The sequence below is a fragment of the Streptomyces sp. NPDC002055 genome (assembly GCF_040296705.1).
GTDB lineage: Bacteria > Actinomycetota > Actinomycetes > Streptomycetales > Streptomycetaceae > Streptomyces.
The window spans coordinates 155,646-171,548 of the sequence record NZ_JBEOXS010000001.1; the positions used below are offsets into that span (position 1 = coordinate 155,646).

Below are 15,903 nucleotides of genomic sequence, written 5' to 3' on the forward strand. Positions count from 1 at the left end.
GAGCCCCGCCCCCCGGTCGCCGGGGCACGCAGAAGCCCGTCGCGGGGCACGCAGAAGCCCGCGTCGGGGCATGCAAAAGCCGCGGGCCGGGGACACCGGCTGGTGCCCCTGACCCGCGGCCTCGCTTGCGCGGCGCCTCGGCGCTACGCGGACTTGCGGTTGTCGCGCGGATGCACGGCAATGTTCATGGCGCCGGAGCGGAGAACGGCCAGCCTCTCGGCCAGCACCTCCTCCAGCTCCTCGCGGGTGCGCCGCTCCATGAGCATGTCCCAATGCGTACGCGCGGGCTTGCCCTTCTTCTCTTCAGGGCCCTCGCCGTCCACCAGGAGTGCCATGGCGCCGCACGCCTTGCACTCCCACTCCGGCGGAATTTCCGCCTCTACCGAGAACGGCATCTCGAATCGATGTCCGTTCTCGCATGCGTACTCCACCGCCTGGCGCGGGGCCAGATCGATGCCACGGTCGGTCTCGTAGCTGGTAACCACGAGTCGCGTGCCGCGGAGAGCTCGCTCACTCATGAATCGTGCCTCCCGGGCTTGTAGCCCACAGGACAGGTGTCGCTGTCGTCGTCATCCGGTCAACGTCCGGTCGGCGGTGAAGATTCCCGTTCCGGGACATGCGTCGCCCGTCGTGCCGCCCCTTGTTGTACCCACCAGCGCCCGGTTTGTCACATCTGGCAGCAGATGTCACCCAGCGTTCCCGTTTGCTGAGCGCGCAGTAACGGTCCATCCGGTAGGCCAAGGGCGTACACTACCGCCTCCGGCCCACGGCCCTAAATCCGGGCCGGTACGGGGTTGCCCGCCGCCGCTACCGCACGCCGCACCGGCACCCGCGCGAGCAGCACGAATCCCAGTGCGAAGAACACCACGAGCGAGATGATCGCCGTCCGGTAGTTCCCGGTCAGCTGGTAGGTCAGACCGAACAGCAGCGGCCCCAGCCAGCTCGTACCCCGGTCGCTCAGCTCGTACGCCGAGAAGTATTCGGCTTCCTTGCCGCGCGGCACCAGATGTGAGAAGAGCGACCGCGACAGGGCCTGGCTGCCGCCCAGCACCATCCCGATCGCCGCCGCCAGCACGAAGAACCACCCCGGCTCGCCCGCCGGCAGAAAGCAGCCCGCGCCGATCGTCACCGTCCAGGCCGCCAGCGCGCCGAGGATCGTGCGCTTCGCGCCGTACCGGCGCGCCAGCCGGCCCATGCCCAGCGCGCCCGCCACCGCCAGCACCTGGACCAGGAGGATCGCCAGGATCAGGGTCGTCTGGTCCAGCCCCAGCTCCTCCGAGCCGTACACCGAGGCCTGGGAGATCACGGTCTGCACCCCGTCGTTGTAGACGAGGTAGGCGAGCAGGAACATCAGGGTCAGCGGATAGCGGCGCATGTCCCGCAACGTCGCCACGAGTTGCCGCAGGCCCTGGCCCAGCGAGGCGCGCTCTGCCGGGGCCCGCTCGGCCGGGGCGTGGCCCGGCAGCCGGTCCCGCAGGCGCCGCAGCGGGACCAGGGCGAACGCGCCCCACCACAGGCCCGCCGTGGCCAGGGAGATCCGCACCGCGGTGCCCTCGGACACCCCGAAGCCGTCGTGCCCCGAGTACAGGACCAGGTTCGCGACCAGCATCAGCGCCCCGGCCGCGTAGCCCAGGGCCCAGCCGCGCGAGGAGACCGCGTCCCGCTCGTCCGGCCCGGCTATCTGTGGCAGGAACGCGTTGTAGACCACCATCGAGACGGACAGCGAGGCATTGGCCACGATCAGCAGTGCCCCGCCGAGCAGATAGCGCTCCCCGTCCAGGAAGAACATCCCCGTCGTCGCCGCGGCCCCCAGATAGGCGGCCACCGCGAGGATCGGCTTCTTGCGGCCCGTCCGGTCCGCGACCGCCCCCGCCAGCGGCATCACCAGCACCGCCAGCAGGATGGACGCCGAGACCGTGTACGCGAAGTAGGAGCCCGCCCGCACCGGTACGCCCAGCGGGTGCACATAGCCGTCCGCGTCGGCGGCGGCGCGGGCCACCGCCGTCAGATACGGCCCCAGGAACACCGTGACCACGCTCGTCGAGTAGACCGAGACGGCCCAGTCGTAGACGTACCAGCCCCGCTGTTCCCGCCGCCGCTCCTCCGGCGTGGCCGTGCTCCCGGCCGCTCTGTCCCCTGCCGTGTCCGTGCTGTCCATCCCCGGCCCCTCGTCTCCCCGTCGGCCGCCGTACCACGGCGGGCCGGGGTCAGGCCCAGGCTCCCCGGTCGGTCAGTACCGTGCGCAATGTGTCGAGATGATCGGTCATGATGCCATCGACGCCCAGGTCGAGCAGGGCCGTCATCCGATCCGCGTCGTTCACCGTCCACACGTGCACCTGGAGCCCCCGCGCGTGCGCGGCCCGGACGAAGGCCCGGTCCACCACCCGGAGGCTCCCGAGCACCGGAACCGGCTGCGCCTCGGGCACCTGCACGGCGACCGCCGTGCGCCGCGGCCGGACCGGCAGCCCCAGCGAGCGCAGCCGCAGCGCCAGCACCCCCCGGACGCCGCAGGACGTCGCCAGCCGGGGTCCGGCCAGCCGCTGCGCCCGGGCCACCCGCGCCTCGGAGAAGGACCCCACGCACACCCGGTCCCAGGCGCCGGTGCGGCGGATCAGCTCGAGCAGCGGGACCAGCGCCGCCTCCGCCTTGACGTCCACGTTCCAGCGGGCCTCGGGGAAGGACTCCAGCAGCTCCTCGAACAGGGGGAGCGGCTCGGTCCCGGCCACCCGGGCCCGCCGCACCTCGGACCAGGGCAGGTCCGCGATCCGCCCGCGGGCGTCGGTGACCCGGTCCAGCGTCGCGTCGTGGAAGGCGACCAGCGCGCCGTCCGCGGTGACGTGCACATCGGTCTCCAGGTAGCGGTACCCGGTACCGACCGCGCGCCGGAACGCGGCCGCGGTGTTCTCCAGCCCGTCGGCCGTTCCGCCGCGGTGGGCGAAGGCGAGCGGGACCGGATGGTCGAGGAAGGGATGGCGTACGGAACTCACTGCGGCAGTATCGCGTGTTCCTTCGCCCCGCTCCGCGCCACCACCGGCGAAGGCTCCGCGTCGGCCCCGGGAATCGCGAAGACCCGGAGGAACACCTGCGAGAGCGGGCCGATGGCCAGCGCGAACGCCACCGTGCCCACACCGACCGAACCGCCGAGCAGCCAGCCGGTCACCAGCACGGTGACCTCGAGCCCGGTGCGCACCAGACGGATCGACCGGCCGGTGCGCCGGTGCAGCCCGGTCATCAGGCCGTCCCGGGGGCCGGGGCCGAAGCGCGCCGAGATGTACAGCCCCGTCGCGACGCCGTTCAGCACGATCGAGAAGACCAGCAGCGGCACCTGGAGCGCGAGCCCGCGCACGTCCGACGTGAGCGCCAGGGTGGCGTCCATCGCCACGCCGATCAGCACGACGTTGGAGACCGTTCCGAGCCCCGGCCGCTGCCGCAGCGGCACCCAGAGCAGCAGCACCAGGGCGCCGGCGAGGATGCAGACCGTGCCGATGGACAGCCCCGTGTGCTTCGAAACCCCCTGGTGGAAGACGTCCCACGGGTCGAGGCCGAGTCCGGCGCGCAGCTGGAGCGCCATGCTCATGCCGTAGAGGACCAGTCCGACGTAGAGCTGCACGAGGCGGCGGGTGAGCCGGTGGGGGAGTGCGGACCGGGTCGTTCGCGACCATCGGGACATGTGGGGGCTCCCAGGGAAGGGTGACGCTGGTGGAAGTGGCCTGACTCATGACACTCTGTGGCCTGGGGCCATGGTGGTTCCAGGGCCAATCAAGGGAAGGTGGACTGCTGATCATGGGTCAGTGGACTTCGGCGGTGGGCGCCGCGCAACTCGCCCGGCTTCTGCGCTCCCAGGCCGACGGCGGGCGCGAGACCGCGACCGGGCGGCGGCTGCCCGCCTACCGCGCCCTCGCCGACGGCGTGCGCCTCCTCGTCCTCGAAGGGCGGGTGCCGGTCGCCGCGCGGCTCCCCGCGGAGCGCGAACTCGCCGCCGCCCTCACGCTCAGCCGCACCACGGTCGCCTCGGCCTACGAAGCCCTGCGCAGCGACGGCTTCCTGGAGTCGCGGCGCGGCGCGGGGAGCTGGACCAGCGTCCCGGCCGGCAGTCCGCTGCCCACCCGCGGCCTGGACCCGCTGCCGCCGGACGCCGCCGGATCCGTGATCGACCTCGGGTGCGCCGCGCTGCCCGCGCCCGAACCCTGGCTCAGCCGGGCCTTCCAGGGCGCCCTGGAGCACCTTCCGGCCTACGCCCACACGCACGGCGACTACCCGGCCGGCCTCCAGGACCTCCGGCAGGCCCTCGCGGACCGCTACACCGCCCGCGGCATTCCCACCATGCCCGAGCAGATCATGGTCACCACCGGGGCCATGGGGGCGGTCGCCGCCACCTGTCATCTGTTCGCCGGGCGCGGCGAGCGGGTCGCCGTCGAGTCCCCCTCGTACGCCAACGTCCTCCAGCTGATGCGGGAGGCGGGCGCCCGGCTGGTGCCGGTCGCGATGGCGGACGGCCTGGCGGGCTGGGACATTCCCGCCTGGCGGCAGGTGCTGCGCGATGCGGCTCCGCGCATGGCGTACGTCATGGCCGACTTCCAGAACCCCACCGGCGCGCTGGCCACCGAGGAACAGCGCCGGGCGCTCGTGTCCGCCGCCCGCTCGGCGGGCACGGTGCTCGTCGCCGACGAGACGATGTCCGACCTGTGGCTGGACCCGGACCCCGAACTCCCGCGACCGGTCTCCGCGTTCGACCCCTCGGGCAGCACGGTCGTCACCGTCGGCTCGGCCAGCAAGGCGTTCTGGGCCGGGCTGCGCATCGGCTGGGTCCGGGCCGCCCCGGACGTCATCCGCAGCCTGGTCGCCGCCCGCGCCTACGCCGACCTGGGCTCCCCTGTCCTCGAACAGCTCGCCGTCACCTGGCTGTTGAGGGACGGCGGCTGGGATGCGGCGGGGGATATCCGCCGCGCGCAGGCCCGGGAGAACCGCGACGCGCTCGTCGCCGCGCTCCGGCAGCACCTGCCCGACTGGGAGTTCACCGTCCCGGGCGGCGGGCTCACCCTCTGGACCCGCACCGGCGGCCTGTCCGGCTCCCGGATCGCCGAGGCGGGCGAACGGATGGGGGTGCGGGTTCCCTCGGGGCCGCGGTTCGGGGTGGACGGCGCGTTCGAGGGCTTCGTCCGACTCCCGTTCACCGTGGGCGGCGCGGTCGCCGAGACCGCGGCGACCCGGCTCGCCGCGGCGGCTCACCTGGTGGAGACGGGCGCCCCGGTCGCCGTGGACACACCGCGCAGCCTGGTGGCCTGAGCCCGGCCGGGCGGGCCCCGGACCCCGTCGGGCCGGTCCGGCTTCCGGTCCTCCGGCTGGGCCCGGACTTGGAGGGCCCGGCTTCCGGCTCCGGCCCGCCTGGTCCGCCTCGGCCCGGGACGGAACCGCCTCGAGAACGGCCGGACCGGCTGCTCCCGGATCGGGCCGTCCGGCGGCGGCCCCGGTGGGTGCGGGCGAACGTGCGGGCGGGCGCCGGGTGTGCCGGGTCAGCTGTCGGCGTGCACGGCCGCCGCGGGCTGGGCCGGCAGCTCCGGACCGGCCGGATCCGGCAGCAGGTCCAGAACGGCCTGCCGGTCCGCCTCCCTCACTTCGTCGTCGTACGGGTCGGGGGTGGTCGGCACCTGGAGCCGGTGCACCGGCCCCGCACCCAGCCGCGCATAGCCGCGGCCCGGCGGGACGTGCGCGGGTGGGGTGGTGTGCGGCGGCTGGTCCAGCACCTCCGTCACCTCCTCGGCCGTGGCCGTCCCCAGGATCACCCGCGCTCTGGTGTGCGACCGTACGGCGTCGGCCAGCAGGTCCGCGCAGTCCAGTTGGTCGCCGACGCAGACGGTGACCTGGGCGGCCCGCCCGTGCCGCAGCGGGATGCCGAGCAGCTCCTGTGGGTCGGTCCGTCCCTCGGCGGCCGCCACCTGGCTGAGCACCGAGGGCCGGTCGAGGACGATCCACAGCTGCCGACGGGTGTCGTCCGGTGCCGGATGCCCCAGCTGGCGGGCCCGGTTGGCGGCGATCAGCCGGCGCTCGGTCTCGTGGGCCGCCCACTCCAGCGACGTCAGGGCCCCCGCGAGGCCGCTCTCCACCGCCAGCACCCCCTCCCGGCCCAGCAGGCAGGCGTACTCGCCGGTGCCGCTCCCGTCCACCACCAGCACATCGCCGTGCCGCAGCCCCTGGAGGGCGAGCGAGCGCAGCAGCGTGCTGACGCCGCTGCCCGGCCTGCCGAGCGCGAGCAGATGCGGCTCCGTGGTGCGGGGACCGGTCCGCCAGATCACCGGCGGGGCGTCGCGCGGGGCGTCGTCGGTGGTCACGGGCACGGTGCGGCGGACGTCGCCGGAGTCGGTGAAGCCGAGGACCGTCTCGGCGGGCGAGGTGACGAACCGCTGCGCCCGGATGTCGGTGGGGAGCGGCTCCAGCACCGTCATGACGAGCTCGTTCAGCTCCTCGTTCCAGTCGAACAGGTACTCCCGGCCCCGCCCGGACTTGGCGTGGAGCAGCTTCTCGATCCGGGCCCGCGCGGCGGGCTCGCCGTCGGTGAAGTACGGCGGGTAGTGCAGATGCAGCAGCGTGATCCGGCCCTCGTCGTCGAAATCCCAGGCGGAGAAGGCCTGTTGCCAGTCGCCCCCGTGCGCGTACAGCGGGCCGGGGTCGTCGGTCGCGGAGAAGTAGGGCACCAGGGCGTCGTGGAGGACCTGCAGCCGTCCGCTCTCGGCCTCGCTCGGACCGGTCTCCGCCGGGTCCCGGTCACGCCCCGCCCAGGCTCCGGCCGCCAGGACCCCCGCCATCATGAGCGCCGGCCCGTACGGCAGCATCGCGAGCGCCACCACCCCGGCCGCCAGCATGACCAGCGCGGGACCCCGCCGGTCCGGGGGCGCGGCGGACAGCCGGCGCCGCCCGCCGGCCGCCAGCCGGCGCAGTCCGCGCACCACGACGATGAGCGGATGCAGGACGTCCGCTGCGGTGTGGACGGCGGCACGGGCCGCGGCACGGCTCCGGGCGAGGGGTGCGCCGGTCAGGATGCGGGGCAGAGGGCGCCGGGCCACATCGGTCTCCTGGGGGTGTGCAACGTCGGTGGACGGGACGGCCGTCGCGGCCGGAACTCAGAACTTGATGCCGCCCAGCAGGCCGGCCAGGCTCGCGCTGCCCGCCTTGATGCTCGGGGCGATCGCCGTGCCCGCCAGGAAGAAGCCGAACAGCGCGCAGACCACGGCGTGGGAGGCCTTGAGCCCGTCCTTGCGGAAGAGCAGGAAGACGATGATGGCGAGCAGTACGACGCCCGAGACGGACAGAATCATGGGGTTCTCCTGTGGGGTGGGGACGACACCGTCACCGTGAGGTGATTCAGGTTCGCAGCATGTATCTGTCCCGGCAAAGTGGCACATGGAGGATTTGTCATGAATTTGACGCTCATGGCCGATGCGGAGTGCGCCGTCCGGGCGGCGGACGGTCCGGGGAGCCGGTGCCGCGACGGCCGGTCCGCCGGACCGCCGGCGGGTCGCAGTAGGCTGGCCGTTCACTCCTGCGGGCGGCGGACCGGGAAGGCGGATCAGCGGATGGACACTCCGGAGTCGGGAGATGTCGCAGGTCAGGTCGATCCTGAGGTCATCGAGCTGGCGAGCAGGGTCTTCGACTTCGCGCGCGGCGGCGAGACGGCCTCGCTGGCCGCGTACGTCGACGCCGGTGTGCCGGCCGATCTCACCAATGACAAGGGCGACTCGCTGGTGATGCTCGCCGCGTACCACGGCCATGCGGGTGCCGTGGAGGCCCTCCTCGGCCGCGGCGCCGACCCGGACCGGGCCAACGACCGTGGCCAGACACCCCTCGCGGGTGCGGTGTTCAAGGGCGAGGACGCGGTGGTCCGGGCCCTGCTGGCGGGCGGCGCGGACCCGGCGGCGGGCACCCCGTCCGCGGTGGACACGGCGCGGATGTTCGGCAAGGACGAGCTGCTGAAGCTCTTCGGCGCCGGGTGAGCCTCCCGGGCCGGGGTTCCCCGGTCCCGGTCCGGCGCCCGAACGGGCGTCAGAACAGCGGCAGCTGACCCGGCACCGGCGGTGCGTCCAGATCGATCAGCGGCGGCTGGCTGTCGCCGACGGAAGTGAGACGCCGCGACCCCGGGCAGGAGATCAGCTCCAGCACCGAGCGGCGGCCCGGCGGGTCGTGCCGGGCCAGCCGGCCCCCCACCACGGCGATCTCACGGCAGCAGACGGGGCAGGAGCGGCGCGGAGCAGACATGCTGCTCAGTTTCCCCCATCCGGCGGCATCCATCGGCCGCGGGCCCGGGCGGTCGGCGGACCCTGCGATGAGCCGCCGATGTCGGGAACGCGGCCGGCCACCGCCGTGCGACACGTGCGGGAGCGGCCTCGTCGGAAGGGCGGGGCCACGAACGGGCCGTCAGGCTGCCGCCCACGGGAGCGCGATATCCGGGTGGCCGGGAACCTGCTGCGCGCCAGGGCGGCAGCCCCGAAGTGCAGCGGGCCCGCGTGCCGACGACAGTGCGTGCATGGCGTCGCGGAGCTGGCGGGGGTTCGACGACAGGTCCTAGCGCAGGCGGCGGACGGCCTGCGCCTCGGCGCGTTCCACGGCGCCGCGACCGTGGGTGTGCACCAGGGCCAGGTGGAACAGGGCCGGAGTGACCGGGGCCCAGCGGCGGACGCGGTCGGGGCGGAGCAGATGGGCGACCACGTCGGCCGGGCGGAACGGCACATGGTCGAAGCTCTGGTGCTCCCAGCGGTCGGCGACGCCGTGCGAGATACGGGACCGCAGGCCGTCGCCGGTCAGATCGGTGAGATGCGCGGTGAAGTGGGCGCTCCACTGCCGCCGTTCCACGTCCAGCACGAAGGCCAGCAGCGTGAGCGAGTACTCGTGCGGCTGCAGGGAGAGCTCCTCGCGCATGCCGCGCCGCGCGACGTCGTGCAGATCGGGTGCGTGGCGGCCGGCCGAGTCGATGTGCCGGGAGAGCCCCTCGTTCACCGAGGAGCCCCACAGGCCGGGGCCGGAGCGCACCTGGTCCGCCCGCCGGCTGACGACGAGCAGGTGGTCGGCGGTGACCACGGCCACGTTCACGCCGAAGCTGCACTGCAGGAACGCGGGCGCGTCCAGCGGACGGTCGGGGTCGAGGTAGCGTCCGCGCGGGGTGCTGCCGTCGGGCAGCCGGCGGTCGAGCTGCTGTGCCGCGAGGAAGGTGTAGTAGTCGGTGGGGCGGAGCAGCAGCCGGACGTCCGGGTGCTCCTCCAGCGCGGTGCGGGAGATCTCCAGGCCCTCCACGGCGTACCGGGGGCCGTTCCAGACGCGCACCCGGGTGCCGGTGGCCTCCGCCTGCTCCTGCTCGGCCGCTATCTCCTCCCGCCAGGGCGCCATCTCCTCGGGGAGGGCCACCTCCCCGTCCAGTACGCGGACGCGGACCGACTCCGGCGCGATGGCCTGTTCGCCGTCGCCCTCCACGACGAGGGCCGAGGTGTGGAGCGGGCCGATCGAGAAGGTCGACCACATGGAGTGGGGCACGCCGTCGTCCCGGTACGTCATGCTGCGCACGGCGGTCGCGGACCGGCGGCGGATCCTGAACCAGACGTTCTGGAGCGGCTGTTGGAAGAGTACGGCGAATACCATGCCGAAGACGGCCCCCACCACCCCGTTGACAAGATCGATTCCGGTCACGGGCCCCCAGCGTACGGCGTTCCGTGACCCGGCCCCGCAGGATCCACCACTGACGTGCGGTCGGCCGGCGCTCCCCGGTGCCGGGGTGGGGGCGCCGCCGTCAGAAGCCCGGGGCGCGGTCGCAGGGCAGGCTCAGGTAGAGCGCCTGCTCGCCCGCGGACTCCGTCCCGTCGTAGAGGGTGGTGTCCAGGCCGCAGAGGGTGAAGCCCATCCGGCGGTAGGCGTGAATGGCGGGAGCGTTGACGTTGGTGACCTCCAGCCAGAGGTGCCCGGCTCCCCGCTCGCGGGCGAAGTCGACGGCGTGTCCCATCAGGGTCCGGCCGATGCCCCGGCCGCGGTGGCCGGGGGCGACCTCGATGTCCTCGACGGCCATGCGGCGGTTCCACGCGGAGTGGGAGACGGCGGCGAAGCCGACGAGCCCGCCGTCGGGGCCCACGGCGACGAAGGTGCGGCGGTCGGCGTCCTCGGCCTCGTCGCGGCCGGGGCCCTCGGCGCCAGGGCGTTCGTCCTCGGGCCTGTCGTCCTCGGGGTCCTCGCTCTCCGGGAAGACCTTCGTCAGAGGTGGGTCGACGGGGACCTCGCGGAGGGTGAACCCGTTGTCGGTGGCCGTCACTTCGAAGACGGTTCCGGTGGTGAAGGAGCCGTCGAGGGCCTCGATGGCCGCCGCGTCCTCCGGGCGGGCGGTGCGGATGGTGCAGGCGGTGGTGTCGATACCGGTCATGGCTCGTGACGCTACCGGCAGCCCCGACAGCGCGTCATCGGCCGCCCGGCAGGCCCGTACGGGGCGGAGCTCAGCGGCCGTTGGCCGCTCCCTCCGTGCTCTCCGGCCCCGCAGGGTTCGTCGTGTCCTCCGGTTCCTCCGCCCCCTTCCGCAGCCGTTCCGCCTGCACGCGTCCCACCTCGGCGCCGGTGCTCAGGTAGTCGCCGATGAGGGCCAGTTCCCGGTCGGTGTACCGCCGGAGGTTCTCGGTGAAGGCCCGGGAGGGGCTCTCCCACGCCGCGCTCACCCTTCCCAGGGCACCCGGCACCAGCGCCACCAGTGCCCGCCTGCGGTCCCGGGGGTCCGGACGGCGCTCGACCAGCCCCGCCTTCTCCAGACGGTCCACCAGCCTGGTCGCCGACCCCGGTGTCAGCCCCGTCAGCTCGGCGATCCCGCCGGTGCTCAACGGCCCGGGTTCGAGATCGAGCAGGCCCAGGCACTGCAGGTCGGTGGGGTGCAGCCGCAGTCGGTCGGCCAGGGCCTGGTTGAGCAATGTCCACGCGGCGTGGTGCCGACGGCTTTCGACGCCGATCCGCTCCAGCAGCTCCGCCCGTTCCGCCCGTTCCGCCGTCATGTCGCCTCCGCCGTCATGATCGCCTCCACGCTCCCAATTGATTGCGTGACGCAATATTCATGCTGTGTAATATCTGTGTCGCGCAATGGATTCTACGGGTGCGCGGCCGTGCGGCGTTCCCGCACGACTCCACCGGCCCGGACCGTCCGGGCCCGCGCAGTGAAGGACGACGACATGACCACTCTCGTCACCGGCGGCCGCGGCAAGGTCGCCCGCCATCTCATCGGCCTCCTGCACGCGCGCGGCAGCGCGGTGCGTGCCGGGTCGGCTGACCCGGACGGACTCGACCTGCCTGTCGGTGTACCGGCGGTGCGATGCGACCTCGGTGACCCGGCCACCTTCACCGCGGCGCTGGAAGGGGTGACCGCGGTGTTCCTCTACGCCGACGCCTCGTACGCCGAGGAGTTCCTCGTCGAGGCGGACCGGGCCGGGGTGCGGCACATCGTTCTGCTCTCCTCCGCCGCGGTGTTGGCCCCGGACCCCGGGGCCAACGCCATAGCCCGGCTCCACCTCGACGCCGAAAAGGCGCTGGCCGCCTCGTCGATCGCGTCGACCCTGCTGCGGCCGGGCGCGTTCGCCGCCAACGCGCTCCAGTGGGCCCCGGCCCTCAGGGCCGCCGGCGCCGTCGACCTTCCGTACCCGCGCGCCCACACCGACCCGATCCACGAGGCCGACATCGCCGAGGTCGCCCTTGCGGCCTTCGACGCCGCCCGGCCCGGCTGCGCGGCCCACACCCTGACCGGGCCGGAGTCCCTCACCTTCCAGCAGCAGCTCGACCGCATCGCGCAGGTGACCGGCCGGCCCGTCGCCGTCAACGCCGTGAGTCGCGAGACGGCGAGGAAGAGCATGGCCGCCCACATGCCGGAGGCTGTCGTCGACGTCCTGCTCGACATGTGGGAGTCGGCTCAGGACACCCCTGCCGAGATCACCCGCACGGTGGAGCAACTGACCGGCCGGCCGGCCCGCTCTTTCGCCGCCTGGATCGAGGATCATGCGGGCCATTTCATCTTGTGACAGGCATCTATGCACAAAGCACTTGAAAGCGCACAATGGTACTGCTCGCCTGATGTCGGCTGGCGAGTTCACAGATGGAGGATCGAAGGAGGCGAGTCGCATGGCCGACCTCTCGCACCGTCCCGGTGACCTGTCGGGTCACCCTGATGTACATGAAATGCGGGACCGGTATGCGCGCATGCTCCAGGGACCGGACGCCGGAGCCCTCGACGGACTGGCGTTCCTCGCGGGCGTCTACTGCGCCATCTCTCCCTGGGTCGTGCACTTCACGGGCGCCGAGCCCGAGCTGACCCTCAACAACCTCGTTCTGGGCATCGCTGTCGCACTGCTGGGAATCGGGCTGGCCGTCGCACCGGAGAGGATCGGTGGGATGAGCTGGGCCATGGCGGCGATGGGCGTCTGGCTGATCATCTCTCCCTGGGTGGTCACTCGCTTCCCGGACACCGGGATGATCTGGAACAACGTGATCGTCGGCGCGGTGGTGTGCCTGCTCGGTCTGCTCGCCGCCGGAGCGGTGATGCGGACCATGAGGTCCCAGAGCCGCACGGCCTGACCCGGCGGCGAGGGCATCGGCCACCCCACCGGTGTCCTCCTCGCCATCCGGAGCGGCAGTCGCCGGCGACTGCCGCTCACCGGTGTCCGGCCCCTGACCCCGGCCACGACCCCGTTACCGGCCCCGCCTCGGTCGCTCCGCGGAACGGCGCCACGGCCCGGAAGTTGCGTGACGCGTCGACCGGGGCGGGGTCATCTGCGCGGCCGGACGTCCGATTCGTTCAAGACGGTTTCACCGCCCTCTGCTTACGGTGCCGGTATGACTCCACGATTCGACCTCATCGGCCTCGTCGTCACCGACATGGCGGCGTCGCTCGCCTTCTACCGCCGCCTCGGCCTGGACATCCCGGCCGAGGCCGACACCCAGCCGCACGTCGAGGCCGCGCTGCCCGGCGGCCTGCGCATCGCCTGGGACACCACCGAGACCATCCGCTCCTTCGATCCCGCATGGACGCCCCCGCGGGGTCACGGCGTCTCCCTGGCCTTCGCCTGCGACGGCCCCGGCGACGTCGACGCGTCGTACGCCGCGCTCGTCGGGGCGGGCCACGAGGGGTACTTGAAGCCCTTCGACGCGTTCTGGGGCCAGCGCTACGCCGTGGTGCTCGACCCGGACGGCCACGCCGTGGATCTCTTCGCGCCGCTGCCGGCCGACTGAACCCACCGTCCGCGGCCCGACTGCCCGGCCGCCCGGCCGCGTAGCCCGTCGGCCGGCCTCACCGTCCGGCTGCCCGGTCCGTCGACTGCTCCCGCCGCCCGCGGACCGGCCGCCGCTCATGGCGCCGGTCCGCCACGGACGGCCGCCTGCCCGCCGGCCTGTCGTCGGCTCAGCGGACCCGCAGCTCGCTCAGCGGACCGGCAACTCGCTCAGCGGACCGGCAGCTCGCTCAGCGGCACCCCGGCCAGGGCCTTCACCTCGCGCGCCAGGTGCGCCTGGTCCGCATAGCCCGTGGCGGCCGCGACGGTGGCGTACGGAACGCCGTCGCGCGCCAGCCGCAGTGCCCGGTTCATCCGCAGCACCCGGGCCAAGGTCTTCGGGCCGTATCCGAAGGCCGTCAGGCAGCGGCGTCGCAGCTGCCGCTCACCGAGTCCCGCCGCCGCGGCGACCGCCGCGACCGGCTCCCCCGCCCGCAGCGCCGGAACGAGCGCGGTGACCAGGGGGTCGGGCGGCGGACTCGTCCGTTGCCGGTCCGCCGCGATCCGCGCGAGTACCTCCGCCGGATCGTCCGCCTCGACGACCTGCTCCGCCAGGACCCGGGCCTCCCGGCCGGACCAGAGAGCGCCCAGCGGTACCCGCCGGTCCCGCAGCTCGTCCGCCGGCACCCCCAGCAGCGCGGGCCCCCGCCCGGGAGGGAACCGGAGGCCGAGGTACCGGGTGCCGGGCAGGCCCGTGGCCAGATGGGCCCGGGTGTCCGGGCCCGCCACCACCAGTTCTCCGCCGATCACGATGAGGTCGGTGCAGCCGTCGGGCAGGACCCGCTGCGGCGTGCCGTCCGCCGTCCGGGTCCACAGCGTCGCGCCGGCCGTCCGGGAGAACCGTTCCTCGTACACCCCTCCAGCATCACACCCCGCGGACCCCGCCGGTGCGTCACCGGTCCGGAGGGGGTGGTCACTCATTGGGGCGTGGGGGTCGGGTGGTTGTGCGCGGAGCGGTGCGGGCCTGTGTGGCCTGGGGTTTTGACGTGGGGAACGGCCGCTCGGTGGGCCGTTGGTGGGAGGGGGACGGCGGCCCGGCGTGTGCGCTTGACGGTCCGTGGGGGTGGCATGGGGTGCGTGATGGTCCTGTGCGGACGGCGAGGTTCCGCATGCGGGCGTTCCGGAGGTGTTGGGTGATGGGTGCGGTTGTGCGTCGGTGTGTGGGGGTCGCGCTGTTGGGTGTTGTGGCGGTGGGCGGCTCGGCGGTGGGCGCCGCTGCCGAGGACGGAGGCCGTGGGGAGGGGCGCGGGACGCTGTCGGTCTCCCCGAGGTTCCCCGCGCCCGGGGGTGAGGTGACGCTGGTGCAGCGGGGCGGCTGCCGGGAGCGTTCGGTGGTCGCGTCGTCCGAGGGGTTCGTGCGGTCGGTGACCCTGCGCGACAAGGGCGGGAGCAACTTCGTCGGGACGGCTCGCGTCTCGCCCCGGGCCCGGGTGGGGGAGACCTACCACGTACGGACGCGCTGTGAGCGCGGCGGGTCGTCGGCGGAGGCGAGTTTCACGGTGCGCCGGGGCGCGACGGGCGGCTCCGACGCCGGTGAGGGCGGCAGCATCGCCGGAGTGAACGGAATGGGGATCGCCGGGGGTGCGGCGTTGCTGGTGGCCGGTGGTGCGGCCACGGTCCTCATCACCCGCAAGCGGAACCGGAACGGCGCCTGACCTCCCGTCGGGCATGACCACCACCGCGGGCCCCGTATCCCGGCATGGCCGCACGGCGGTCGGCCGGGATACGGGGCCCGCGGCGTGTCCAGCCGCCGACGGATCCCGAAACCGAGACAGCACCCCTGGTACGTAAGACAGAGAGGACACCCCCGTGAGCACGGAAGACCAGCACCGGGCCCCGCATCCCCCGCCGCCATCTCCCCTGGTCCGGCACCTGATATGCGGTTCCCTGCTCGGCGCGCTCTGCATCGTCCCGACGTCGGGCACGGCCTGGGCGGCGACGGAACACCCGGCATCGGCCCACCGGCCGGGGGCCGACCGCGTGGCGTACGCCGCCGGCACCGGCCGTGACGACGCCGAGCCGGGCGACGACGATCCCCAGGAGGCGCAGTCCGAGCAGTCCGAGCAGGTCGTCGAGGAGTTGGCGGAGGCGTCGGAGGCGTCGGAGGAGGCGGCACAGGAGTCGCAGTGGCAGGTGGACACCGGGGAGGACGACCTGCGGGGCTGGGTCAGGCCGGTCGCCGTCGGCGCCGTGTCGGCCGAGTACGGCATCCCCGGTGAGTGGATCGCCGGCCATCACACGGGTGTCGACCTCGCCGTCCCGGTGGGCACCTCGGTGCACTCCGTCGGGACCGGCGTCGTCACCCAGGCCGACTGGGCCGGCGACTACGGCCTGATGGTGATGGTGAAGCTGGACGACGGGCACTATGTGCTCTACGCCCACCTCTCCGAGGTCGCGGTCCACGAGGGGCAGCGGGTGGAGGCCGGAACCCTGCTCGGGCAGTCCGGCAACACCGGCAACTCCACCGGTCCGCACCTGCACTTCGAGGTGCGGACCTCCACCGCCTACGGCTCCGACCTCGACCCCGCGGCCTATCTGGAGGCGAAGGGGATACTGCTCTGACCACGGGATTCACGCGGATTCCGCCGAATCCCGCCGGCCTCCGTGCGAGGCCGTGACGGTGCCGCCGCCCCCGGTC

Annotated in this window: 18 protein-coding genes; 7 read left to right on the plus strand and 11 right to left on the minus strand. The window is 73.5% G+C overall.

What is annotated here, in order from left to right; genetic code table 11:
- Window positions 1-143 precede the first annotated feature (143 nt).
- The 4 genes from ABT112_RS00680 to yczE form a co-directional block, all read right to left on the minus strand.
- Complete coding sequence (locus ABT112_RS00680) at window positions 144-518, minus strand: RNA polymerase-binding protein RbpA (protein WP_351503962.1); 375 nt, start codon at window positions 516-518, stop codon at window positions 144-146.
- Window positions 519-772: 254 nt separating this feature from the next.
- Window positions 773-2,158: an MFS transporter gene (locus tag ABT112_RS00685; protein WP_351503964.1), complete on the minus strand. Its 1,386-nt coding sequence runs from the start codon at window positions 2,156-2,158 to the stop codon at window positions 773-775.
- A 49-nt stretch (window positions 2,159-2,207) separates the two neighbouring features.
- Window positions 2,208-2,987 carry a glycerophosphodiester phosphodiesterase family protein gene (locus ABT112_RS00690; RefSeq protein ID WP_351503966.1) on the minus strand — a complete coding sequence of 260 codons (780 nt, stop codon included), beginning with the start codon at window positions 2,985-2,987 and terminating at the stop codon, window positions 2,208-2,210.
- On the minus strand, window positions 2,984-3,670 hold the full coding sequence (yczE, locus tag ABT112_RS00695; RefSeq protein ID WP_351503968.1) for a membrane protein YczE: 687 nt from the start codon (window positions 3,668-3,670) through the stop codon (window positions 2,984-2,986). Before yczE ends, ABT112_RS00690 begins: the two co-directional genes overlap by 4 nt.
- A 113-nt stretch (window positions 3,671-3,783) precedes the next feature.
- On the opposite strand from yczE, the gene ABT112_RS00700 reads away from it, so the two are divergent.
- Entirely contained in the window at window positions 3,784-5,286 is a 1,503-nt protein-coding gene (locus ABT112_RS00700) for an SCO1417 family PLP biosynthesis transcription factor (protein ID WP_351503970.1), read from the plus strand.
- Between the two features lie 227 nt (window positions 5,287-5,513).
- Here ABT112_RS00700 and ABT112_RS00705 read toward each other — a convergent pair whose 3' ends face one another.
- Both ABT112_RS00705 and ABT112_RS00710 read right to left on the minus strand, forming a co-directional pair.
- Window positions 5,514-7,061: a hypothetical protein gene (locus tag ABT112_RS00705; protein ID WP_351503972.1), complete on the minus strand. Its 1,548-nt coding sequence runs from the start codon at window positions 7,059-7,061 to the stop codon at window positions 5,514-5,516.
- A gap of 57 nt (window positions 7,062-7,118) precedes the next feature.
- The gene (locus ABT112_RS00710) at window positions 7,119-7,313 is read right to left on the minus strand and encodes a hypothetical protein (protein WP_351503974.1); all 195 of its coding nucleotides are present in this window, start codon (window positions 7,311-7,313) and stop codon (window positions 7,119-7,121) included.
- Between the two features lie 258 nt (window positions 7,314-7,571).
- On the opposite strand from ABT112_RS00710, the gene ABT112_RS00715 reads away from it, so the two are divergent.
- Complete coding sequence (locus tag ABT112_RS00715) at window positions 7,572-7,988, plus strand: ankyrin repeat domain-containing protein (protein ID WP_351503976.1); 417 nt, start codon at window positions 7,572-7,574, stop codon at window positions 7,986-7,988.
- A 49-nt stretch (window positions 7,989-8,037) separates the two neighbouring features.
- Here ABT112_RS00715 and ABT112_RS00720 read toward each other — a convergent pair whose 3' ends face one another.
- The 4 genes from ABT112_RS00720 to ABT112_RS00735 form a co-directional block, all read right to left on the minus strand.
- Entirely contained in the window at window positions 8,038-8,250 is a 213-nt protein-coding gene (locus ABT112_RS00720; RefSeq protein WP_351503979.1) for a hypothetical protein, read from the minus strand.
- Between the two features lie 306 nt (window positions 8,251-8,556).
- Window positions 8,557-9,672, minus strand: a complete 1,116-nt coding sequence (locus ABT112_RS00725) for a hypothetical protein (RefSeq protein WP_351503981.1) — start codon at window positions 9,670-9,672, stop codon at window positions 8,557-8,559.
- Window positions 9,673-9,772: 100 nt separating this feature from the next.
- The gene (locus tag ABT112_RS00730; protein ID WP_351503983.1) at window positions 9,773-10,393 is read right to left on the minus strand and encodes a GNAT family N-acetyltransferase; all 621 of its coding nucleotides are present in this window, start codon (window positions 10,391-10,393) and stop codon (window positions 9,773-9,775) included.
- A gap of 70 nt (window positions 10,394-10,463) precedes the next feature.
- On the minus strand, window positions 10,464-11,006 hold the full coding sequence (locus ABT112_RS00735) for a MarR family winged helix-turn-helix transcriptional regulator (RefSeq protein WP_351503985.1): 543 nt from the start codon (window positions 11,004-11,006) through the stop codon (window positions 10,464-10,466).
- Window positions 11,007-11,180: 174 nt separating this feature from the next.
- Here ABT112_RS00735 and ABT112_RS00740 point away from each other — a divergent pair, with 174 nt between their 5' ends.
- The 3 genes from ABT112_RS00740 (at window position 11,181) to ABT112_RS00750 (ending at window position 13,227) form a co-directional block, all read left to right on the plus strand.
- Entirely contained in the window at window positions 11,181-12,020 is an 840-nt protein-coding gene (locus ABT112_RS00740) for an NAD(P)H-binding protein (RefSeq protein WP_351503988.1), read from the plus strand.
- 100 nt (window positions 12,021-12,120) lie between these two features.
- Window positions 12,121-12,573 (plus strand): SPW repeat protein, encoded by a 453-nt coding sequence (locus tag ABT112_RS00745; RefSeq protein WP_351503990.1) that lies wholly within the window; start codon window positions 12,121-12,123, stop codon window positions 12,571-12,573.
- A gap of 258 nt (window positions 12,574-12,831) precedes the next feature.
- Window positions 12,832-13,227, plus strand: a complete 396-nt coding sequence (locus ABT112_RS00750; protein ID WP_351503993.1) for a VOC family protein — start codon at window positions 12,832-12,834, stop codon at window positions 13,225-13,227.
- Window positions 13,228-13,436: 209 nt separating this feature from the next.
- Here ABT112_RS00750 and ABT112_RS00755 read toward each other — a convergent pair whose 3' ends face one another.
- Entirely contained in the window at window positions 13,437-14,120 is a 684-nt protein-coding gene (locus tag ABT112_RS00755) for a helix-turn-helix domain-containing protein (RefSeq protein WP_351503994.1), read from the minus strand.
- A 281-nt stretch (window positions 14,121-14,401) separates the two neighbouring features.
- Here ABT112_RS00755 and ABT112_RS00760 point away from each other — a divergent pair, with 281 nt between their 5' ends.
- Both ABT112_RS00760 and ABT112_RS00765 read left to right on the plus strand, forming a co-directional pair.
- Entirely contained in the window at window positions 14,402-14,920 is a 519-nt protein-coding gene (locus ABT112_RS00760) for a hypothetical protein (RefSeq protein ID WP_351503996.1), read from the plus strand.
- A gap of 154 nt (window positions 14,921-15,074) precedes the next feature.
- The gene (locus ABT112_RS00765) at window positions 15,075-15,827 is read left to right on the plus strand and encodes a M23 family metallopeptidase (protein ID WP_351503998.1); all 753 of its coding nucleotides are present in this window, start codon (window positions 15,075-15,077) and stop codon (window positions 15,825-15,827) included.
- Window positions 15,828-15,903 lie beyond the last annotated feature (76 nt).